The sequence below is a fragment of the Klebsiella sp. Lac1 genome, assembly GCF_009825425.1.
GTDB lineage: Bacteria > Pseudomonadota > Gammaproteobacteria > Enterobacterales > Enterobacteriaceae > Klebsiella > Klebsiella electrica.
In genome coordinates this window covers 2,704,413-2,725,810 of record NZ_VJZJ01000001.1, presented here as the reverse complement: position 1 = coordinate 2,725,810, position 21,398 = coordinate 2,704,413, and the positions used below count along the sequence as shown (strand labels likewise).

At 59.3% G+C, this 21,398-nt stretch carries 16 protein-coding genes; 6 read left to right on the top strand and 10 right to left on the bottom strand.

What is annotated here, in order from left to right; genetic code table 11:
- Positions 1-256: 256 nt before the first annotated feature.
- The 7 genes from yegQ to FNY10_RS13350 form a co-directional block, all read right to left on the bottom strand.
- Complete coding sequence (yegQ, locus tag FNY10_RS13380; protein ID WP_160702794.1) at positions 257-1,618, bottom strand: tRNA 5-hydroxyuridine modification protein YegQ; 1,362 nt, start codon at positions 1,616-1,618, stop codon at positions 257-259.
- 168 nt (positions 1,619-1,786) lie between these two features.
- On the bottom strand, positions 1,787-2,509 hold the full coding sequence (baeR, locus tag FNY10_RS13375) for a two-component system response regulator BaeR (protein ID WP_100685251.1): 723 nt from the start codon (positions 2,507-2,509) through the stop codon (positions 1,787-1,789).
- Positions 2,506-4,008, bottom strand: a complete 1,503-nt coding sequence (gene baeS, locus FNY10_RS13370; protein WP_160702792.1) for a two-component system sensor histidine kinase BaeS — start codon at positions 4,006-4,008, stop codon at positions 2,506-2,508. Before baeS ends, baeR begins: the two co-directional genes overlap by 4 nt.
- Positions 4,005-5,420: an MFS transporter gene (locus FNY10_RS13365; protein ID WP_141964225.1), complete on the bottom strand. Its 1,416-nt coding sequence runs from the start codon at positions 5,418-5,420 to the stop codon at positions 4,005-4,007. The genes baeS and FNY10_RS13365 overlap by 4 nt, the downstream gene beginning before the upstream one ends.
- Before the next feature lies 1 nt (position 5,421).
- Positions 5,422-8,499 carry a multidrug efflux RND transporter permease subunit MdtC gene (gene mdtC / locus FNY10_RS13360; protein ID WP_100685248.1) on the bottom strand — a complete coding sequence of 1,026 codons (3,078 nt, stop codon included), beginning with the start codon at positions 8,497-8,499 and terminating at the stop codon, positions 5,422-5,424.
- Entirely contained in the window at positions 8,500-11,622 is a 3,123-nt protein-coding gene (locus tag FNY10_RS13355) for an MdtB/MuxB family multidrug efflux RND transporter permease subunit (RefSeq protein ID WP_131048123.1), read from the bottom strand.
- Positions 11,622-12,866, bottom strand: coding sequence for an MdtA/MuxA family multidrug efflux RND transporter periplasmic adaptor subunit (locus FNY10_RS13350; RefSeq protein ID WP_160702790.1), 1,245 nt, complete (start codon positions 12,864-12,866; stop codon positions 11,622-11,624). Before FNY10_RS13350 ends, FNY10_RS13355 begins: the two co-directional genes overlap by 1 nt.
- A gap of 343 nt (positions 12,867-13,209) precedes the next feature.
- Here FNY10_RS13350 and FNY10_RS13345 point away from each other — a divergent pair, with 343 nt between their 5' ends.
- The 5 genes from FNY10_RS13345 to FNY10_RS13325 all read left to right on the top strand — a co-directional run bounded on the left by FNY10_RS13345 (position 13,210) and on the right by FNY10_RS13325 (position 17,974).
- Entirely contained in the window at positions 13,210-14,742 is a 1,533-nt protein-coding gene (locus FNY10_RS13345; RefSeq protein ID WP_160702788.1) for an EAL domain-containing protein, read from the top strand.
- Positions 14,743-14,930: 188 nt separating this feature from the next.
- Positions 14,931-15,692, top strand: coding sequence for a dimethylarginine dimethylaminohydrolase family protein (locus FNY10_RS13340; protein ID WP_131048120.1), 762 nt, complete (start codon positions 14,931-14,933; stop codon positions 15,690-15,692).
- 29 nt (positions 15,693-15,721) lie between these two features.
- Positions 15,722-16,495 (top strand): ABC transporter substrate-binding protein, encoded by a 774-nt coding sequence (locus FNY10_RS13335; RefSeq protein ID WP_160702786.1) that lies wholly within the window; start codon positions 15,722-15,724, stop codon positions 16,493-16,495.
- 64 nt (positions 16,496-16,559) lie between these two features.
- Positions 16,560-17,252 carry an ABC transporter permease gene (locus FNY10_RS13330; protein WP_141964230.1) on the top strand — a complete coding sequence of 231 codons (693 nt, stop codon included), beginning with the start codon at positions 16,560-16,562 and terminating at the stop codon, positions 17,250-17,252.
- The gene (locus FNY10_RS13325) at positions 17,249-17,974 is read left to right on the top strand and encodes an ABC transporter permease (RefSeq protein ID WP_100685241.1); all 726 of its coding nucleotides are present in this window, start codon (positions 17,249-17,251) and stop codon (positions 17,972-17,974) included. Before FNY10_RS13330 ends, FNY10_RS13325 begins: the two co-directional genes overlap by 4 nt.
- Here FNY10_RS13325 and FNY10_RS13320 read toward each other — a convergent pair whose 3' ends face one another.
- Complete coding sequence (locus FNY10_RS13320) at positions 17,975-18,430, bottom strand: Lrp/AsnC family transcriptional regulator (protein ID WP_100685240.1); 456 nt, start codon at positions 18,428-18,430, stop codon at positions 17,975-17,977.
- 14 nt (positions 18,431-18,444) lie between these two features.
- On the opposite strand from FNY10_RS13320, the gene FNY10_RS13315 reads away from it, so the two are divergent.
- Positions 18,445-19,563, top strand: coding sequence for a succinylglutamate desuccinylase/aspartoacylase domain-containing protein (locus FNY10_RS13315; RefSeq protein ID WP_160702784.1), 1,119 nt, complete (start codon positions 18,445-18,447; stop codon positions 19,561-19,563).
- Positions 19,564-19,571: 8 nt separating this feature from the next.
- On the opposite strand, the gene FNY10_RS13310 is transcribed toward FNY10_RS13315, so the two are convergent.
- A complete protein-coding gene (locus tag FNY10_RS13310) occupies positions 19,572-20,480 on the bottom strand; it encodes a proline iminopeptidase-family hydrolase (RefSeq protein WP_160702782.1) in 909 nt (302 codons plus the stop codon).
- 81 nt (positions 20,481-20,561) lie between these two features.
- Entirely contained in the window at positions 20,562-21,317 is a 756-nt protein-coding gene (locus FNY10_RS13305) for a helix-turn-helix transcriptional regulator (protein ID WP_141964232.1), read from the bottom strand.
- Positions 21,318-21,398 lie beyond the last annotated feature (81 nt).

Below are 21,398 nucleotides of genomic sequence, written 5' to 3'. Positions count from 1 at the left end.
GCAGAAAGTGTACCCTATGACAGCGAGGATGGATATTTTGTAAAGCCGGGCGGCGGCGAGAAAAGGGGCTTACAAAGCGGGTGGTAAAAAAATAAGCCCGCGTAAGGGAGATTACGCAGGCTAAGGAGGTGGTTCCTGGTACAGCTAGCATTTATGGGTTATGTTTTTCAGCAAAATGGATGATACCCACTTCAAACGAAACGGTGTGTGATCCGTTTCTAATATCCGCGCATCCTGAAAAAATAACCCCGATAAACTAGTTACCGTGCGGGTTTCTGGTCGTCTGACCCGTAAAGTTGCGCATCAGCAGGGCATACTGCAGCGCCATCTCTTCCGGCACAGGCAACCATACGGTGTAGCCATCGCCAGGGGCGACCGGCATCGCCTCGCCTTTGGCATTCACCATATGTTCAAGGGTGAAGTTCACGTTGCCCTGCGGGGTCATCAGCTCAAGGCTGTCGCCGACGGAAAACTTATTCTTCACTGCCACGGCGGCCAGCTGGCCGTTGCGCTCGCCGGTAAATTCGCCGACAAACTGCTGGCGCTCGGAGAGGGAGTAACCGTACTCGTAGTTCTGGTAATCGTCATGGGTATGACGGCGCAGGAAACCTTCGGTGTAGCCGCGGTGGGCCAGCCCTTCCAGCGTTTCCAGCAGGCTCTCGTCAAACGGTTTGCCCGCCGCGGCGTCATCGATAGCCTTGCGGTAAACCTGGGCGGTGCGCGCGCAGTAATAGAACGATTTCGTGCGGCCTTCGATTTTCAGCGAATGCACGCCCATCTGCGTCAGACGCTCGACGTGCGCAATGGCGCGCAGGTCTTTGGAGTTCATGATGTAGGTGCCGTGCTCATCTTCGAAGGCGGTCATGTATTCGCCCGGCCGTTTGGCCTCTTCAATCATAAACACCCGGTCGGTTGGCGCGCCGACACCCAGCGTCGGTTCAACGGTCTTGACCGGAATCGGCTCATGCTGGTGGACGATATTGCCAACAATATCTTCTTTGCCTTCCTGGACGTTATATTCCCAGCGGCAGGCATTGGTGCAGGTGCCCTGGTTCGGGTCGCGTTTGTTGATATAGCCCGAGAGCAGGCAGCGACCGGAATAGGCCATGCACAGCGCGCCGTGGACGAAAATCTCAAGTTCCATCTCCGGCACCTGGCTGCGGATTTCGCCGATTTCGTCCAGCGACAGTTCGCGGGAAAGAATGACCCGGCTTAGCCCCATCAGCTGCCAGAATTTAACGGTCGCCCAGTTAACGGCGTTGGCCTGTACCGACAGATGAATCTGCATATCGGGGAAGTTTTCCCGTACCAGCATGATCAAACCCGGATCGGACATAATCAGCGCGTCCGGCCCCATATCCACCACCGGCTTCAGATCGCGAATGAAGGTTTTCAGCTTGGCGTTGTGCGGCGCAATGTTGACCACCACGTAGAATTTTTTCCCCAGCTGATGGGCTTCATTGATGCCCAGCTGCAGGTTTTCATGGTTGAATTCGTTGTTGCGCACGCGCAGAGAGTAACGCGGCTGGCCAGCATAAACGGCGTCTGCGCCATAAGCGAAGGCGTAACGCATATTTTTCAGCGTTCCCGCCGGGGAAAGGAGTTCCGGTTTAAACATGATGTTCTCGTTCTGATGACAGGTCAGATTCGCCACACCCGATGCGGCGACTTGGGGAAGCACCGTTAGAACAGTGCCCACACATTAAGGGTGGGCATTGTAGCGCTGTGGGTCAGGAGAGTAAACCTTTCCCCTGAGCCCAATCTTGCCTTGCGAAACGAGCAGGGGTTACGCCAGGCGACAGGCGTCGGCCTCCCAGCGGTAGCCAACGCCGTACACCGCGCGGATAAAGGACTGCTCAGCGTCCAGCGACTCCAGCTTACGCCGCAGATTTTTGATATGGCTGTCGATAGTTCTGTCGGTCACCACCCGATAGTCATCGTACAGGTGATTGAGCAGCTGCTCGCGCGAGAAAACTTTGCCCGGCTCCTGCGACAGGGTTTTCAGCAGACGAAACTCGGCGGGGGTCAGATCCAGCAGCTTATCGCGCCATGAGGCCTGAAAACGGCCCTCATCGACAATCAGCGGGCTTTCCGCATCCAGCGCCAGCAGATCCCGGCGCGGCCGGCAGCGGCGGAGGATCGTTTTCACCCTCGCGACGACTTCGCGCGGGCTGTAGGGCTTGCAGATATAATCGTCGGCACCGATCTCCAGCCCAAGCAGCCGATCGATCTCCTCGATTTTCGCCGTCACCATTACTACCGGAACGTCGGAAAAGCGACGGATCTCCCGGCACAGCGTCAGGCCATCGGTTCCCGGCAGCATCAGATCTAACAAGATCAAATGTGGCGGGGTCTGGCGAACGTAAGGCAGGACCTTGTCGCCATGATTAATCAGCGTTGGCACATACCCTGCGGCGAACAGATAGTCGAGCAGCAATTGACCCAGTTTGGGCTCATCTTCCACGACAAGAATGCGCGGGGTATTTTCATCAACAGGTAATTCGCTCATAGGTCTCTCGGTGTATCACGTTCCAGAGGTAACTCTACTTTAATGCTAACCCCGCCAAATGGCGAATGGTCGGCTCGTAAGGTGCCGCCGTGGGCCGCCACGATGTTGACACAAATGGCCAGACCCAGCCCGGAGCCGCCGCTGGCGCGGTTGCGCGAACCTTCGGCGCGATAAAAGCGCTCGCACAGTCGTTCCAGCTGTTGGTCGCTGACGCCCGGGGCGCTGTCGGCAAAATCGAGGGTGATGCGACGGCCGGTCTGGCTGGCGCTGATCAACAGACGTCCGCCGCTATCGGTATAGCGGAGGCTGTTTTCCAGCAGGTTGTTAAAAAGCTGCATCAGGCGATCGGCGTCACCAAATACCGTCGCGTTTTCCGGCAGCGAAACGGCGATGGTCAGCCCCCGGCTGGCAAAGCGTTCGCGGAAGGCGCCTGCGGCGACTTCCAGCAGCGTAATGATATCCACGGCGGTTTTTTGATAGGCCAGGGCGCCTTCATCGGACATCGAGAGCTGGTGCAGATCGTCGACCAGTTTGGTCAGGGTGGCGACCTCCGCCTGCAGCGAAGTGATGGAGTCCGGGGTGAATTTGCGCACGCCATCCTGAATGGCTTCCAGTTCGCCGCGCAGTACCGCCAGCGGGGTCCGCAGCTCATGAGAAATATCCGCCATCAGGTCGCGGCGCATTTGCTGGTTGCGTTCCAGGGTGCTGGCGAGCTGGTTAAAATCCTGCGCCAGACGGCCGAGCTCATCGCCGCTGCTGACCGCCACGCGGGTGGTGAAATCCCCCGCCGCCAGGCGGTGGGTGCCTTCGACCAGACGTTTTACCGGCGCCAGCAGGCCGCGCGCCAGCGGGAAAGTCGCCAGCGCAGCAAGGATCGTCGACAGGGCAACAATCAGCCAGCTGGTGCGCTTTTGCTGACGGTCGAAATTAATGTCGGTATTGCGCGTCAGACGCTCGACCGGTGAAGCGATAACCTCGCCCACCGACACGCCGTTAACCATAATATTGCGTCGGCTGCCGTCTTCAGGCACCCGTTCGCGCGGGCCAACCAGGACGCGTCCTTGCTGATCAACGACCCAGAAAAGCGTGCGCCAGCCGTGCGGGGGCATATCCGCGCCGGGGCCGCGCGGGCCGTCCGGCGGCGGACCATCGGGCGGGGGACCTTCGGCGCCGGGGTGGCCGCCAGGGGCGCCAGCGGTATTTATTTTGTGCCCGCCGGGTAAACGATCGTCGTTATCGCGTTCGAACGACTTTAATAGCTGGAAAATAAAGCGATCGTTATTGCGCAGAAATTTCCAGTTGCCATGCAGGGCATACTGCTCGCTCAGCGCATCGCCCAGCATCGTCAGCCGCTGTTCATTGCCGCGCTTGATATAATCGATAAATCCGCGTTCAAAGCTGATGCGTACCGCCCAGTGCATGCTGATGAGCAGCACAATGCAGGTGGCCAAAATAGCCAGAAATAGCTTACCGGTAATACCGGGACGCCATAGCTTCATGGCTCACTCCTGTTATGTCGGGCGATAGCGGTATTGCTGTCGGTATCATCCGGAACGCGGGAAAAAATACAGGCCGGTAGCGCAATAATTACCGCCATGCTCAGGTAGGTATAGAGAAAGACCTGATGGGTGGCGGCGGCATCGGCGCTGATATGCTGCTGGCCGAACAGGCCGAGCAATATCCCGGCGAGGGTCACGCCAATACTCATCGACAGCTGCATAACCATCGACAGCATGCTGTTGCCGCTGCTGGCGAGGTCGTCCGGCAGATCTTTCAGCGTCAGGGTGTTCATCGACGAGAAGCGGCTGGAGTTGATCATCCCCTGCATAAACAGCACCACCGGCAGGAGCCAGTACCAGCCCGCCAGGGCGACGGCCATAAACAGCAGGCTAACCAGCGCCAGACCAACGGTCGCCATCATTAAGACGCGGCGGTAGCCAAAGCGGTTCACCACCTGTACCACGATACGTTTCATGCCCATGCTGCCAAGCACCATCGGAATCATCATCATCCCGGCGTGAAACGGCGTAAAGCCGAGACCGATTTGCAGGAATACCGGCGTCATAAAGGGCAACATACCGCTGCCGATGCGTCCGGCAAAGCTGCCGCCGAGCCCGAGGGAGAAGGTGCGGTTGCGAAACAGCTTCAGGCTGAACAGGGCGTTGTCGTTGCCCCGGGCGTAGTATAAATAGAGCAGAATCGAGGCCACACCGATCGCCACCAGCGCGCCCAGCAGCAGCGGGGAAATCCCCAGCCCTTTTTTACCGTCGAGCGCGAGGGTTAAGGTCGCCATCCCCAGCGCCAGCAGAATAAAGCCAAAAATATCGAAGCGCCGGGTCTGCAGGGTGTAGTTCGGCATCAGCCACAGGGTGGCGATGGCGCCGATAATGCCTACCGGCAGATTGATTAAGAAAATCCAGTGCCAGGAGGCGTATTCCACCAGCAGACCGCCGAGGGCCGGGCCAAGCAGCGGCCCGACCTGGCCGGGGAGCGTCACAAAGGTCATGGCCGCCATATACTGGGCGCGCGGCACGATTTTCATCACCGTCAGGCGACCAACGGGCACCATCATGGCACCGCCGACGCCCTGCAATACGCGGGCCAGCACCAGCCGATCGAGGGTTGCGGCCTGGGCGCAAAACAGCGACCCGAGCGTAAACAGAATGATGGCGCTAAAAAAGATATTGCGTACCCCCACCCGGTCCGCCAGCCAGCCGCTGGCCGGCAGCATAATCGCTACCGTCAACACGTAGGAGACGATGACCATATGCATATGCAAGGGGCTCTCGCCAAGGCTTTTGGCCATTGAGGGGAGGGCGGTATTCACGATAGTGGTGTCCAGCGATTGCATAAAGAAGCCGAAAGCCACTATCCATAATTGCCAGCGCACGCTGGAGGGCAGTTCTGTCATGTTATTCGCTTACCGGTTGGCTGACTTTTCGCGAAAAACGCAACCGCAGACGGTCAAAGAACAGATAGACCACCGGCGTGGTGTAGAGGGTCAGCAGCTGACTCATCACCAGTCCGCCGACAATGGTTATCCCCAGCGGCTGACGCAGTTCCGAACCGTCGCCGCCCGAGAGCACCAGCGGCAGCGCGCCAAACAGCGCCGCGAGGGTGGTCATCATAATCGGGCGAAAACGCAGCAGGCAGGCCTGGAAGATTGCCTCCTCCGGCGGCAGATTGCCGTTACGCTGCGCCTCGAGGGCAAAGTCGACCATCATGATGGCGTTTTTCTTCACTATACCAATTAATAGCATGATGCCGATAAGCGCAATCAGGCTAAACGGCGCGCCAAAGAGCTCCAGCGCCAGCAGCGCGCCTACGCCTGCCGAGGGGAGGGTGGAGAGAATGGTCAGCGGATGGACATAGCTTTCGTACAGTACCCCGAGCACGATATAGACCGTCGCAATGGCGGCCAGAATCAAAATGACCTGCGAATTCATGGTCTGCTGGAAGACCTGCGCGGTACCGGCATAGGAGCCCCGCACGCTGGAAGGCACCCCAAGCTGAGTCATCGCGCGGTTGATGGCGTCGCTGGCTTCCGACAGCGATTGACCGGTCGGCAGGTTAAAGGAGATCGTCGATGCCGCCGACAGCCCCTGGTGGTTGACCGACAGCGGCGCGTTGGCCGGTTGCCATTTGGCGAAATAGGCGAGCGGGATCGGCTTGCCTGCGCTGTTGATCACAAACATCTTATCCAGCGCGCTGACGTCCTGGGTATACACCGGATCGACCTCCATCACCACTTTATACTGGTTCAGCGGCTGGTAAATCGTCGAGATCTGCCGCTGGCCGAAGGCGTTATTCAGCAGATTGTTGGCATCCTTGACGCTGATCCCGAGGCGCGACAGGGTATCGCGGTCGTAGATGAGATCCATCTCAGAGCCGTTATCCTGCTGGTCAGAGTTGACGTCCGCCAGCTCCGGCAGCGCGGCCAGCGCTTTACGAATTTTCGGCTCCCATTCGCGCAGCGCCGAAAGATCGTCCGATAACAGGGTGTACTGATAGCTGGCGTTGGCCTGACGGCCGCCGACGCGAATATCCTGCACCGCCATCAGGAACAGGTTGGCGCCCGGCTCTTTCGCCAGTTTTTGACGCAGCCGGTCGATAATCTGCTGCGCCGTTTCATGTCGCTGGTCGCGAGGTTTGAGGGTGATAAACATCATCCCGCTGTTGACCCGTGAGCCGCCGGTAAAGCCGGTGACGTTATCCACCGCCGGATCTTCCCGAATGATCTGCATAAAGTCCTGCAGTTTTCCGCGCATTGCCTGGAAGGAGATGCTCTGGTCAGCCTGAATGCCGCCCATCAGCACGCCGGTATCCTGCTCCGGGAAGAAGGTTTTTGGAATCGAGATATAGAGCCAGACGCTGAGCGCCATGGTCCCCAGCAGCACCAGACCGGTCACGCGGCTGTGCCTGAGGACCCACTTCAGCGATTTACCGTAGCCGCCCTGCACGGCGATCAGCAGGCGGCCAAACCCGCGCTTGCGCGTCGGCTCGTGGGGTTTGCCGCGCTTCAGCAGCCAGCCGCACATCATCGGCGTCAGGGTCAGGGAGACCGCCAGCGAAATGCCGATCGCCACCGATAAGGTGACGGCGAATTCGCGTAACAATCGCCCCGGCAGGCCGCCCATCAGCAGCAGCGGTAAAAAGACCGCCACCAGCGAGAGACTCATCGATAGCACGGTGAAACCGACTTCACGGCTCCCCTGTAGCGCCGCCTGCAGCGGCTTCATCCCGGCCTCAAGATGGCGGGAGATATTCTCCAGCACCACGATAGCGTCGTCGACCACGAAGCCGGTGGCGATGGTCAGGGCCATCAGCGACAGGTTGTTGAGGCTGAAATCGCAGAGATACATCGCCGCGAAGGTGCCAATCAGCGAAACCGGAACGGCCACCGCCGGGATCAGCGTCGCCCGCCCGGAGCGCAGAAACAGGAACACCACGAGGATCACCAGCGCCACCGAGATAACCAGCGTCCGCTCGACTTCCTCCAGCGAGGCGCGGATGGTCGGCGAGCGGTCCTGGGCGATTTGCAGGTCGATAGCCGCCGGAATGGTTTTTTGCAGCTCCGGCAGGCGGGCGCGAATGCTGTCCACCGTCTGGATAATATTGGCTTCCGGCAGCTTGCGGATCATCAGCAAAATGGCCGGTTTGGCGTTGGTCATCCCGGCGTTGCGCACATCCTGCACCGAATCGCTGATCCGCGCGACGTCGCCAAGGCGTACCGCCGCACCGTTGCGGTAGTGCACGATCAGCGGCTGGTATTGCGCGGCGGTTTTGAGCTCATCGTTAGTGTGTATCTGCCAGCGCGAGCTGTGGTCCTCCAGCGCGCCCTGCGGTTTACGCACGTTGGCGTTATCGATAGCGGTGCGCACGGCGTCCAGCGAAACGCCCTGGTTAAACAGCGCCTGCGGGTTGAGGTCGACGCGTACCGCAGGCAGCGAGCTGCCGCCCACGTCGACGTCGCCGACGCCGTCAATCTGGGAGAGGGTTTGCGCCAGCTGAGTCGAGGCAAAATCGTACAGCTCGCCCTGCGAGTAGGTATCCGAGGTGAGCGTCAGGATCATGATCGGCGCGTCGGAGGGGTTGGCTTTGCGATAGGTCGGGCGGCCCGGCATGCCGCTCGGCAGCAGGCTTTGCGCGGCGTTGATCGCCGCCTGCACATCGCGGGCGGCGCCGTTGATGTCGCGGTCGAAATTAAACTCCATAATGATGCGCGTGCTGCCCAGCGAGCTGGTGGAGGTCATTTCCGACACGCCGGCGATCCGGCCGAGGGAGCGCTCAAGCGGCGTCGCCACCGACGAGGCCATGGTTTCCGGCGACGCGCCGGGCAGCGAGGCGCTGATCATGATCACCGGAAAATCCACCTGCGGCAGCGGGGCCACCGGCAGCAGGCGGAAACCGAGCACCCCGCACAGGGTGATGGCGAGCGAAATCAGAATCGTCGCCACCGGACGGTAAATGAAGAGCGCGAAAAACTTCATTTACGCCTCCTCCTCATGTCGCGGGAAGCGGCTTTTGATATACAGCGCCAGGCGGTCGAAGAGCAGATAGATAACCGGGGTGGTGAACAGCGTCAGCACCTGGCTTAGCATCAGGCCGCCCACCATCCCGATACCGAGAGGACGGCGAAGCTCGGCGCCGACGCCGGTGCTCAGCATCAGCGGCAGCGCGCCGAGCAGGGCGGCGAGCGTGGTCATCAGAATCGGGCGAAAACGCAGCAGACAGGCCTGATAAATCGCCTCACGCGGCGGCATGCCCTGTTCGCGTTCGGCGGCCAGCGCAAAGTCGATCATCATGATGGCGTTCTTCTTGACGATACCGATCAGCAGGATAATCCCGATAATGGCGATCACGTCCAGCTCGCTGCCCGCCAGCCACAGCGCCAGCAGCGCGCCGACGCCGGCGGTTGGTAAGGTCGAGAGAATGGTAATCGGGTGAATAAAGCTTTCATACAGCACGCCGAGCACGATATACATCGCCACGACCGCCGCCACCACCAGCCAGACGGTGTTGCCGAGCGCCGACTGGAAGGCGAGGGTGCTGCCCTGGAACTGGGTGCGGATATCGGTCGGCAAATCCAGCGCCTGTTCGGCGGCGAGGATGGCGTCGACCGCATCGCCCAGCGAGTAGTTATCCGGGACGTTGAACGAAATGGTGGTCACCGGGAACTGATCGAGATGGTTAATCGACAGCGGCGCGAAGCGCTGCTCAACGCTGGCGATGGACTTCAGCGGCACGATGCCGCCCCCGCTGCTGGTCAGGCGAATGTTGTCCAGCGCCGCCAGCCCCGGCGTCGCGCGGGTGTCATGCTCCAGTACCACGCGATACTGATTGGCCTGAGTGTAGATAGTCGAGATCAGCCGCTGGCCGAAGGCGTTATACAGCGCGTTATCGACGTCGGCCATGCTGATGCCGAGACGGCTGGCGCTGTCGCGATCGACTTTGATATAAGCGGCGAGGCCCTGATCCTGCCAGTCGCTGCTGACGTCGGAGAGCTGCGGAAGCGCCTGGAGACGCGCCAGCAGCTGCGGCACCCAGTGACTGAGGGCATCCAGCGAGTTCGCCTGCAGGGTGAACTGATACTGGGTCCGGCTGACGGTGGTATCGATAGTCAGATCCTGCGTCGGCTGAAGGTAGAGCTCGACGCCGGGGATCCCGTCCGCCGCTTTTTGCAGGCGGGTAATCACGGTTTGCACGCGGTCGGCGCGTTGATCCAGCGGTTTGAGGTTAATCTGCAGGCGGGCGCTGTTCAGCGCCGGGTTGGTGCCGTCCACCCCGATGTAGGAGGTCAGACTCTCGACGGCCGGGTCTTTGAGGATCGCGGCGGAAACCTGCTCCTGGCGCTGCGCCATATTGGCAAACGAAGCGGACTGCGGAGCCTGTAACGTCCCCTGAATAATGCCGTTGTCCTGAATCGGGAAGAAGCCTTTCGGAATGAAGACCCACAGCATGATTGACAGCGCCAGCGTGCCTAAGGCCACGCTCAGGGTCAGCCACGGGTGATTCAGCACCCGGCTGAGCATCCGGCCATAGGCGGCGATCACCCGCTCGAAGAAGCGTTCGCTGGCCTGCGAGAAGCGGTTTTGCTTACGCAGCGACTCGTGGCTGAGCATCCGCGCGCACATCATTGGCGTTAGCGTCAGCGAGACGACGGCGGAGATCAATATCGCCACCGCCAGGGTGATGGCGAACTCGCGGAACAGCCGGCCGACGATATCGCCCATAAACAGCAGCGGGATCAGCACCGCAATCAGCGAGAAGGTCAGCGAGATGATGGTAAAGCCGATTTCTCCGGCGCCCTTCAGCGCGGCGGCGAGCGGCTTTTCGCCTTTTTCGATATAGCGCGAGATGTTTTCGATAACCACGATAGCATCATCGACGACGAAACCGGTGGCGATGGTGAGCGCCATCAGCGTCAGGTTGTTGATCGAGAAGTCGAGAAACACCATTACCGCGAAGGTGCCCACCAGCGACAGCGGCACGGCGACGCCGGGGATAATGGTCGCCGGGACGTTGCGCAGGAACAGGTAAATGATCATCACTACCAGCGCAATCGCCAGCATCAGCTCAAACTGGGTATCGCTCACCGACGCGCGGATATTGGTGGTGCGGTCGGAAAGGACCTGCACCTTGACCGATTTCGGCAGGCTTTCCGTCAGCTGCGGCAGCATCTGACGCACGCTGTCGGCGGTGGCGATGATGTTCGCACCCGGCTGGCGTTGAACGTTCATGACGATCGCCTGCTGGTTGTTCGCCCACGCGCCGAGCCAGCTGTTTTCCGCCCCTTGCTCGATGGTGGCGACATCGCCGAGACGAATCGGCGCGCCGTTCTGCCAGGCGACTATCAGGCGGCGATAATCTTCCGCCGACTGCATCTGGTCGTTGGCGGAGAGGGTCACGGCGCGGGAAGGGCCGTCAAGGCTGCCTTTTGCCGAGTTGACGTTGGCGCTGGTGATGGCGGTACGAATGGTTTCGCTGGTCAACCCCAGCGCGGCGATGGCCTGCGCATTGAGCTTCACGCGCACCGCCGGGCGTTGGCCGCCCGCGAGAGTCACCAGCCCGACGCCGGAAACCTGGGAAATTTTCTGCGCCACGCGGGTCTCTACCATATCTTCCACCTGGGTCATCGGAATGGCGGAAGAGGTGACCGCGAGGGTCATGATCGGCGGATCGGCCGGGTTGACTTTACTGTACACCGGCGGGTTCGGCAGGTCGGACGGCAGCAGGTTGCTGGCGGCGTTGATCGCGGCCTGCACCTCCTGTTCGGCCACGTCCAGCGGCAGGGTCAGCTGGAACTGGAGCGTGACCACCGAGGCGCCACCGGAACTTTGCGACGACATCTGCTTCAGGCCGGACATCTGGCCAAACTGGCGTTCCAGCGGCGCGGTAATCGCCGAGGTGACGACGTCCGGGCTGGCGCCAGGATAGAGGGTGACCACCTGGATGGTCGGATAATCCACTTCCGGCAAGGCGGAAACCGGCAGGAATCGATAGCCGATGATCCCCGCCAGCATAATCGCCACCATCAGCAGCGTGGTGGCGACCGGGCGCAGAATAAACAGTCGGGAAGGGCCGCCCGTACTGCTCGGGGGTAAGACCTGCATCAGGAGCGCGCTCCTTTTTGGCCGTATTCACGGCTGGTGGCTTTTACCGGCGCGGCCTGCGCGCTGCGCGGCTCCACCACTTCCACTTTCGCCCCTTCGGTCAGACGGTCGATACCGTCAGTGACCACCCGGTCACCCGCCGACAGCCCGGCGTTAATCACCACTTTCAGACTGTCCTGAATACCCGGCGTGACGGTGTGTTTGCTGACTTTGTTCTCGTCGTTCAGTACCCAGACGAAGTGGCCTTCATTGCCCATTTGCAGCGCGGCGGTAGGGATGACGACGGCGTTCTGTTCCGTATCCACCAGCATACGGGCGTTAACGAACTGATTCGGGAACAGGGCGTCGTCCTGGTTGCTAAAGCGCGCCTTCAGTTTGATGGTGCCGGTGGTGGCGTCAATCTGGTTATCCAGACTCAGCAGGGACCCTTCGCTGATTTTTTGTTTATTGGTCCGATCCCAGGCCTCAACCTGTAGCGGTTTCCCGGCTTTCTGCGCCTGCACCACCGTGGCGATATCATTTTCCGGCAGCGTGAAGACCACATCGATCGGATGGGTTTGGGTGAGCACCACGATGCCGGTGGTATCGGCGCTTGAAATCTGATTGCCGATATCCACCTGTTTTAAGCCCACGCGGCCGTCAATCGGCGCGGTGATGCGGCTCCAGTTCAACTGCAGCTGGGCGCTGGCGACGGCGGCTTCGTCGGCTTTGAGGGTGCCTTCCGTTTCGCTAACCAGCGACTGCTGGGTATCCAGCTCCTGGCGTGAAACCAGGTTGCTCTTCACCAGCTGTTGATAGCGGGCGAGATCGCGTCGGGCGTTGGCGAGCGTGGCTTTGTCTTTCGCCAGCTGGCCCTCGGCCTGGGCCAGCGCGACTTTAAACTGGCTGGGGTCGATTTCGGCGAGCAGATCGCCCGCTTTGACCTGCTGGCCCTCCTGGAAGTGGATAGCCAGCAGTTGCCCAGCCACCCGGCTACGGACGGTCACCGTATTGGCCGCCGTCACCGTACCGAGGCCGCTGAGATAGCGAGGCACCGACTCGCTGGTGGCCGTCGCTGCCTGAACCGGCGCCAGGGCCGCGCCGAAGCGACCGTGGCGACCGCCTGGCGTCTGCCGCGGGGAGTCATTTGCCGCCGCAGGCGTAGCGTTGGTCGCTTCACGACTTTGCCAGAACCAGTACCCGGCACCAGCAATGACGATGACCGCCAGCGCGGTGCCCCAACGGAGTGTATGGCTGCCTTTCATGTATTTGCTATCTCATCCTGAAACGTTTCGCGAAATGATACTAGTTTAGTGACCAAACGCCCCGCAAAAATGGAGGAATTATGAAAAGACTGTTGAGATATGTCTGGATAAAATGCTTTTCGATGAGCCGGTTAGGCTAAAAAAACGGGGCGTCGGGTCAGGTGTTCGCCGCTGTCCGCGCGTTTTCTCGCAGCCCGGCCTGGATGGAGCGACTTTTCATTTCTGGTATAACCGCTCCGACGCCCTTATTATCAACACGATAGGTCTGTACTGCAGGGACGGGTACGTCGGGTGTCAGGATTTGCAACGCAAACCGGTATCCACCAGGGATTGCGGAGAGACGATGAAACTTATCCAGAAGACGAAATGGCTGCTGGCGGGCGGCGGTGTGAGCGTGCTCGTTTCCGTTTTGCTGACCAATGTGGTGATGTTAAACAACCAGCGCGTTCAGCTTGAGACGCTGAGCCAGGAACTCCTCACGCATGCCGAAGATGTGACCACGCAAATCACGTCTGCTATTCATCATGCGCAGCGGCGGCATCTTGATGGTTGTAACAAGCAGGCGATCGCCGCCTTGCGGGAGGTCATCTGGAAGTATGCCAGCGTGGAAGATATTGGCATCGTGGAGAACGATAAGCTGGCCTGCACCGCCAACTGGGGGATGCTGGATAAACCGCTGCCGATGCCCGCCGAGAAATATGTCGTAGCAAATGGATATAGCGTTTACAAAGGCGTAGAGAATTATCTCCCGTACGGTGTGATTATGGATATGAGCCGTCAGGGTAATATTGTTTCCTTTACCTCGACATTTGCCTTTAGCGCCTTTGCCCGACGCCACCAGGACTTTAATTTTTCGTTAACCAGTTTCAATGGCGATCACATTTTTCTGAATGATGTGAAATCCGTGGCCAAGCCGTCGATAAGCGTTAACCTATGCAGCAGTAAATACAACATTTGCAGCCATCTGACGCAGCGAAAAAAAGGGTTTTTCTCACTCTCTCCACTCCTTATCGCGCTCATTACCGGGACGGCTTTTATTCTCGGCGCCGCCTTCTTCTACTCCATTCAGAGCTATCTCAGCGAACGGCGGTCGCTGGAGTATCGCTTAAAAAAAGCGATTTTTAAGCAGCGTATTTATATGGAGTATCAGCCGTTGGTGCGCGCTAAAAACGAACGGGTGGTCGGCGTCGAGGCACTGGTTCGCTGGTATGATCCGGTCTTTGGCCAGGTCTCCCCGGAACTGTTTATTTCAATGGCGGAACAGCTGAATGTATACCCCGATATTTCTAAGCTGGTGATGGAGAAGGCCACCAGCGAGTTGAAAACCATTCTGCACGCCGACGCGCAGTTTACCCTCGCGATAAATATCGGCAAATATGAAATTAACGACCCGCTGTTTTTAGATAATCTTCTGCACATTTTGCAACGTAACGGCATTCGACCCCAGCAGATTAAAATTGAGATAACCGAAAGAAGCGGCGAATACTATAAAAAAATCGCGGACTTTTCATTACAGGCGAAGAGCCGCGGATTGCGCATCGCCCTCGATGATTTCGGCACCGGATCTTCAAACCTGCAGTGGTTAACCGAAGTGTTTTATGATGAGATAAAACTGGATAAGTTTTTCGTCAACGGCCTTAAAAATGAGTATAAACGAGCCATCCTGACCTCGATTCTTGATGTCGTCTACGGGCTGAATAAGCAGATCGTTTTCGAAGGCGTGGAAAGTAAAATTGATTTTGAGTTCGTCAAATCCTTCGATGAAAATGCGTTAATTCAGGGATGGTATTTTTACCGGTCGATGCCCATCGACAAACTCACCGCGCTGCTCCTTTCCGTCCCTCCCTCCGACCCGGCGCCTGGCGTACGGGATTAGCCTGCGGCAAGAGACCGTTATCCGACAGCGGAATGCGTCGTTTCCCCGGCAATATACAGCGTAAATTGACCGCCGTGGCCGGCTATTCAGCCGGACTGGTGACAACATCTGTTTGATAATCAAGAAAACCCGTGGCTTTACCAGCCTGGCGGGAACAACAACGATCATTCGTCACCTGAGGGTTCTCTATGCATTTTACCCAGGCTATCGCCCGCCTGCCGGCCGCAACCTGTGCCGCCGGACAAACCACCGCCCGGCTCGGCGCGCCGGATATTGCCGACACTACACGTCAGTTTCTCGCCTATGTGCACACCTTGCTGCAGCTCGGCCTGAAAGTGACGGTCTTGCCTGCGGCAGCGGATTATCCGGATGCCCATTTTGTTGAAGATACCGCGGTCGTCATGCCGGAACTGGCGGTCATCACCCATCCCGGCGCGCCGAGTCGCCAGGGAGAAGTGGCCTCGATAGCGCCGGTGCTGGCCGGTTTTCGTTCGCTGGCGCATATGAGCGAGCGCGGTCATCTGGACGGCGGCGACGTGCTGCTGGTGGGTAAGCAGTTTTTTGTTGGTCAGACCGCGCGTACCGATGAACAGGGGATCCGCGAGTTTGCGGCCGCCGTTGAACCGCATGGCTATCAGGTGACCTCCATTGAAGTGAGCGCCGGGCTGCACCTGAAGTCGATCGTCAACTATGTCGGACGCAATACGCTGCTGCTAACGGAAGACTACGTCAATCACCCGGCGTTTAGCGGGTTCAATACCATCGTTATTCCACAAGAAGAGTCGTATGCCGGGAATACGCTCTGGATCAACGACACCTTAATTACGCCTCAGGGGTACCCTTACACTCTGGGCGAAATCAGCAAGCTGGGGATGCCGGTTGTGCAGCTCGACACCAGCGAATTTAAGAAAATGGATGGCGGCCTGACCTGCCTTTCACTGCGTTTTTAGCCACGTCGCTGACATCAGGGGTCACAGATATGAAAACAGGTATTGCCGCTTTACTGGCTTGTATGGCCCTGAGCGCGCCACTGGCCGCTCAGCAGTTCGACACCATCAGCTTCGGCGTTGACGGCGGCTATCCGCCCTTTGACGTGCTGGCGCCCAGCGGCGAAATAACCGGCTTTGACATTGATATTGCCAACGCGCTCTGTACGCAGCTGAAAGCGAAGTGCGTTTTCGTCAAGCAACCGTTTGAGAGCATGATCGCCGCGCTGAACGCACATAAATTTGATGCAATTATTGCTTCGCTGAATATTACCGACGAGCGGAAGAAGGAAGTGGATTTCACCGACCGCTACTATCGCAGCGCGGCGCAGTTGGTGGCGCGCAAGGGAAGCCCGCTGCTGCCGGATGCCGCCAGCCTCAAGGGCAAGACCGTCGGCGTACAAACCGGCTCGACGCATGAAGCTTACGCCAGAAGCCACTGGGCCGGTCACGGCGTGAAGATCGTGGGCTACGCCAACCAGGACAACGTCTATCTGGATCTGCTCTCCGGGCGTATCGATGCCTCCTTACAGGACAATATCCAGGCGGCGACCAGCTTTGTCGACACGCCGCGCGGACAAAAATTCGCCTTCGCCGGTCCGGTCATCAGCGACGGCAGCATTTCGTCTGACGTCGGCATTGCGGTCAATAAAGACAATCCGGCATTGCGCGACGCTCTCAACGAGGCCATCAAGCAAATCCGCGCCGACGGCACCTACGCCGCGATTGAGAAAAAGTACTTTAGCTTCGATATCTACGGCAATTAAGCCGTAAAGGGGAGGGCGCGGTCGGCGACCGGCGCCCCTTTACGCCACGGGTGGAAGGCAGAATATGGTTGCAGATTATTTACCGCTACTGTTACGCGGCGCGGGGGTGTCGCTGTGCGTGATGCTGGTCTCGCTGCTGGTGGCGCTGCTGCTGGGGCTGGTGAACGCGCTGATTAAGCTGTTCGGACCGCGCTGGCTGCGGTGGTTTTCCACCGGTTATACCACGCTGGTGCGCGGCATCCCGGAGCTGGTGATTATGCTGCTGCTGTTTTTTGGTGGCGAGATGCTGGTCAACGCCCTGCTGTCGCTGGCTGGAGTTGGGCCGGTGCGTTTTAATACCTTTATTTCCGGCGTGCTGGCGATTGGCTTCGTGTTTGGCGCCTATTACACCGAGACGTTTCGCGGCGCGTTTCTCACCGTCGATCGCGGACAAACCGAAGCGGCTGAAGCCTACGGCATGCGGCCGTGGCTGGTCTTCCGGCGCATCATGCTGCCGCAGATGCTGAGCTTTGCCATTCCGGGCATCAATAATAACTGGCTGGGACTGATGAAAGCGTCGGCGCTGGTCTCCATTCTCGGTTTAGAAGATATGGTGTGGCTGGCGGAACAGGCCGGGCGCGCCACGCAAAAACCCTTTTTGTTCTACTTCCTGGTCTCGCTGATTTACATGGTTATCACCGCCTTGTCCAGCTGGCTGTTTAGCCGTCTGGCGAAGCGCTACGCGCTGCGTTCGTCAACGGCGGGGGCGGCGCAATGAATCTGCAGACCTTTATCGAGGCGGTACCGGGCTATTTGTGGAGCGATGGCAACGGTTCGACGAGCGGGCTGGCGATGACGGCGGAGCTGTTTTTGCTCTCCCTGGCGCCCGGAATGGTGCTGGCGGTGCTGCTGGCGATAGGCCAGGTCTACGGTCCGCGCCTGCTGGCCTGGCCCGTCCGCGGCTTTACCTGGTTTTTCCGCAGCACGCCGCTTTATCTGCAGCTGATGCTTATCTATTACGGGCTGTCTCAGTTCGATATTGTCCAGCTGGGCTGGCAAAACGATCGGCCGTTCTGGCTGCTGTTCCGCGACGCCACCTTCTGTGCCACCCTGGCGCTGGTGCTGAACACCGCGGCCTACGTCGCGGAATTGCTGGCGGGGATGATGGCGACGTTTCCGCGCCAGGAGTGGGTGGCCGGGGAAGCCTATGGTATGACTAAGTGGCAGATTATTCGCCGACTGGTGCTGCCCGCTACGCTGCGGCGGGGGATTCCGGCGCTGAACAATGAGATGGTGTTTTTGCTCCACGCCACTTCGCTGGCCAGTACCGTGACGTTGCTGGATATCACCGGCGTGGCGCGCGCTTTCTATGCCATCACCTACTCGCCGTTTATCCCGTTCCTGATGGCCGCCGCGCTCTATTTAGTGTGCACCTTTTTGCTGATTTTCGTCTTTTCGCGGGCGGAACGACGCTGGCTGGCGTTTATCAAGCGCCCCTGATCAGGAGCGTTTGATGGACTGCAGTTCCGTCAGGGTGACGATTTTATCGATGCGAAATTTTTTGCTGGTCAGCCAGCCGTCGGCCAGCTGGCAGTAGTGCGCCATGCTGCGACAGCCGATACGCACCAGAAAGTCAAAGCTGCCGCTGACCAGCCAGCAGTCGAGCACCTCCGGCGTCTGGCGCATCTCCTGCTCAAAGACCGGCTGTGAGCGGCCATGGTCGGCCAGCGCAATTTGCGCCTGCACCACGAAAGCATGTTCCGGTTCCGGGAGTTCAATCACCGCGCTGTAGCCGCGGATAATGCCGTCGCGCTCAAGGCCACGTACGCGTTCCAGGCAGGGACGGGCGGTGAGGTTTACCTGCTCCGAGAGCTTTTGATAAGAAATGCGGCCATCCCGGCGCAGGATTTCAAGGATCTTATGATCGATACGGTCGAGCCGGGCTTTCTTTTCCACAGATAGGACGTCCAATGAAAATTAAACACTATACCTTACCCGAACATGCGCTGAGTGGGCAGCGGCAATTAACCCATTTTCACTTTGGCGAACCCGGCCGCGGAGAGAAAATCTATCTGCAGGCGGGGCTGCACGCCGATGAAATCCCGGGCATGCTGGTACTGCATTATCTTAAAAGATTACTTAACCAGGCGGAACGGCGCGCCGAGCTGCGCGGTGAGATTATCCTCGTGCCGGTCGCTAACCCGCCGGGGCTGGCGCAGGTCGTGCTCAACGGCGGGATCGGACGATTTGATCTCGCCAGCGGCCGCAACTTCAACCGCGATTTTCCCGACCTCGCCCACCTTGCGCAGCGCTATCTCGGCGCCGATGCCCCGCAGACCCGCGAAGCGTACCTGCGGCAGGTCCGCGCGGCGATGCGCGAGGCGCTGGTCGCCGAACCGCAGCGCAGTGAAGTTCAGGCGTTACGCCACCATCTGCTGAGCCTGGCCTGTGATGCCGATGTGGTGCTGGATCTGCACTGTGACGATCGTGCCATTTTGCATCTGTACGCCGATCCGGCCTGGCAGGCGGAGGCCGGGGTGATGGCGGCCTTTTTAGGTATTGAAACGGTACTGCTGTCGCAAGAGAGCGGCGGTAACTCGTTTGACGAGGCCTGCGGGCTGCCCTGGCATCACCTGGCGGCGCGCGCTCCGCAATGGCAGCACGGCCAGCCTGGCTGTATGGCGGTGACCGTGGAGCTGCGCGGTCAGCAGGATGTGAATCACGCGCTGGCCCGCGAGGACGCTGAACGTCTGTACCGTTATCTGCAATATCGCGGCGTGCTGGCGGGCGAAGTCCAGCCTGTCCCGCAGCAGGAGACGCTGATGCTGCCGTTTGCGGCGGGAGAGATAGTGACCGCGCCGGCGAGCGGGATCTTCGTAGCGTTGAAACAGCCCGGCGAGTGGGTCAGCGCCGATGAGGTGGTGGCCGAGATTATCGATCCGCTCACCGATATGATTCAATCGGTCCGCCCGCAGACCGGCGGGTTGATCTACGCCAGCCGTCGGGCGCCTTTTGTCACCTTTGGCGCCGAGGTGATGAAAATCGTCGGCAGGCAGAGTTATGCCGGAGGCGGCGGGCTGGCGATGTGACCCGTTGGTTAAACCGGCGGCATTGATGTCGAACGGGCCAGAAAGTCGCTCACCGTCTTCATGCACAGTTCGCGCTCTTCCACGTGCGGCATATGGCTTGAGGCTTCGAAAATAACCCACCGGGCATCAGGAATGTAGTCCATAAAAGGCTGTACCACTGCCGGCGTGGCTTCATCGTAACGCCCGGAAATCAGCAGCACCGGGACCTCAATTTGCGGCAGACGGTCGATAATGGTCCACGCTTTCATGCTGCCGATAACGTGGAATTCGGTGGGGCCGTTCATCGCGTGATAGACCGTCGGGTCCGCGTCCATCGCATCGAAGGTGCGCCGTACTTCCGGCGGCCAGGGATCAAGCCGGCAGACGTGGCGTTGATAAAAGACCTGGCTTGCCGCCTTATATTCCGCGCTGTCCAGCGTCCCGGCGGCCTCGTGCTGCAACAGCATTTGCTGGATATCGGCGGGCAACTGCGCCCGCAGCTCTGCCGCCCCCTGGAGCCACAGCGCCATTGAGGCCGGGGAGTTGGCGATAACCAGCGCTTTTAAGCCTTTTGGCTGCGTCACCGCGTGCTCCGCGCCCAGCATCCCTCCCCACGATTGACCGAGCAGGGCATAATTATCGGCAATATTGAGGTGTCGCAGCAGGTTATCCAGCTCGTCGAGAAACAGCGCCGGCTGCCAGAAGTCGGCAGGCTGCTGCGGGAGATGGGTTGAGCGCCCGTTGCCTAACTGATCGTAGTGGATCACCGCTCGTCCGCTCAGCGCGATGTCGCGGAACGCATCGACATAATCGTGCGTACACCCCGGCCCGCCGTGGGCCACGACCAGCGGCGTCAGTCCGCTATCGATATTGCCGCAAATACGAAACCAGGTTTGATACTGCCGAAACGGGGCATAGCCTTCGCGAATGGTATACATGAGTGATCTTTACCCTGTTAAATGGACCGGCTTTCAGGGTAAAGGGTCATCGGCGAAGCTGAACACTAGTAAAAATGCTAGTTATTGGCTGTCGAGCAGGCGGTAATGCAGGGCGCGAACCACCGCCTGTACGCGGTTGCTGGCGCCCAGTTTTTTCGCCGCGGTATTCAGGTGCAACGTCACCGTCGCCACTGAGCGATGGAGCTTGCGGGCGATCTCTTTGGCGGTGAGTCCTTCGGCGGACCAGGCCAGACATTCGCGCTCGCGGTTGCTTAATTTCACGTGGCGGCAGGTCAGCATGGTGCTGTCGAACAGCGGAAAAGCCGTCTCCTGAAACTGATGGGCAAGCAGCATCAGCTGCGCCAGAGTGGCGCTGATTTCCGGCTCCTGACGCTGATCGGTGTGAATACCGGTCAGGGTGACGAAACCGCCGTTAGGCAGATGCAGGGGAACCGTGGCGCCGCAGGGCATATTGTGTTCACGCATATAGTGGGTGACGGCGGTCGTATGCGGGTCCAGTCTGCCGCGCAGCATGTTGCTGTCCGGGCGCTGATAGGACCAGATAAAGGGCGCGCAGCTCTCCAGCGCGCAATGCTGCACCGGATCAAGCTGGTAATAGCCGCGTTCGCACCATAGCTGACGCATATCTTCCGGCACATTGCACGTTTTGAGCAGCGAGGGCGTAATCAGCTCCCCTTCCAGAGAGCGCGGGACCGGGGTGTAGTCGTAAATAACCGCGTCAAACCCCAGCTTTCGCGTTTGCTGAAATAGCCCGCCGAATGCCTCATCCAGGCTGCCAGCCTGCGCGCCGCCGGGGCGTTCAAACTCCAGTCGCATATAACCCCCCTCACATAAAAACGAGACCTGCTACGGGCATGATTTGTGCAAATCCGTCAATCGCCCGCTGTGAGGTATGCA

Bases quoted from the DNA above. Each gene is read 5' to 3' on its own strand.
- FNY10_RS13330 (WP_141964230.1), top strand. From the start codon at position 16,560: ATGGTTGCAGATTATTTACCGCTACTGTTACGCGGCGCGGGGGTGTCG.
- baeS (WP_160702792.1), bottom strand. From the start codon at position 4,008: ATGAAGCTATGGCGTCCCGGTATTACCGGTAAGCTATTTCTGGCTATT.
- mdtC (WP_100685248.1), bottom strand. From the start codon at position 8,499: ATGAAGTTTTTCGCGCTCTTCATTTACCGTCCGGTGGCGACGATTCTG.
- FNY10_RS13315 (WP_160702784.1), top strand. From the start codon at position 18,445: ATGAAAATTAAACACTATACCTTACCCGAACATGCGCTGAGTGGGCAG.
- FNY10_RS13365 (WP_141964225.1), bottom strand. From the start codon at position 5,420: ATGACAGAACTGCCCTCCAGCGTGCGCTGGCAATTATGGATAGTGGCT.
- FNY10_RS13355 (WP_131048123.1), bottom strand. From the start codon at position 11,622: ATGCAGGTCTTACCCCCGAGCAGTACGGGCGGCCCTTCCCGACTGTTT.
- FNY10_RS13305 (WP_141964232.1), bottom strand. From the start codon at position 21,317: ATGCGACTGGAGTTTGAACGCCCCGGCGGCGCGCAGGCTGGCAGCCTG.
- FNY10_RS13325 (WP_100685241.1), top strand. From the start codon at position 17,249: ATGAATCTGCAGACCTTTATCGAGGCGGTACCGGGCTATTTGTGGAGC.
- FNY10_RS13335 (WP_160702786.1), top strand. From the start codon at position 15,722: ATGAAAACAGGTATTGCCGCTTTACTGGCTTGTATGGCCCTGAGCGCG.
- FNY10_RS13350 (WP_160702790.1), bottom strand. From the start codon at position 12,866: ATGAAAGGCAGCCATACACTCCGTTGGGGCACCGCGCTGGCGGTCATC.
- yegQ (WP_160702794.1), bottom strand. From the start codon at position 1,618: ATGTTTAAACCGGAACTCCTTTCCCCGGCGGGAACGCTGAAAAATATG.
- FNY10_RS13310 (WP_160702782.1), bottom strand. From the start codon at position 20,480: ATGTATACCATTCGCGAAGGCTATGCCCCGTTTCGGCAGTATCAAACC.
- baeR (WP_100685251.1), bottom strand. From the start codon at position 2,509: ATGAGCGAATTACCTGTTGATGAAAATACCCCGCGCATTCTTGTCGTG.
- FNY10_RS13345 (WP_160702788.1), top strand. From the start codon at position 13,210: ATGAAACTTATCCAGAAGACGAAATGGCTGCTGGCGGGCGGCGGTGTG.
- FNY10_RS13340 (WP_131048120.1), top strand. From the start codon at position 14,931: ATGCATTTTACCCAGGCTATCGCCCGCCTGCCGGCCGCAACCTGTGCC.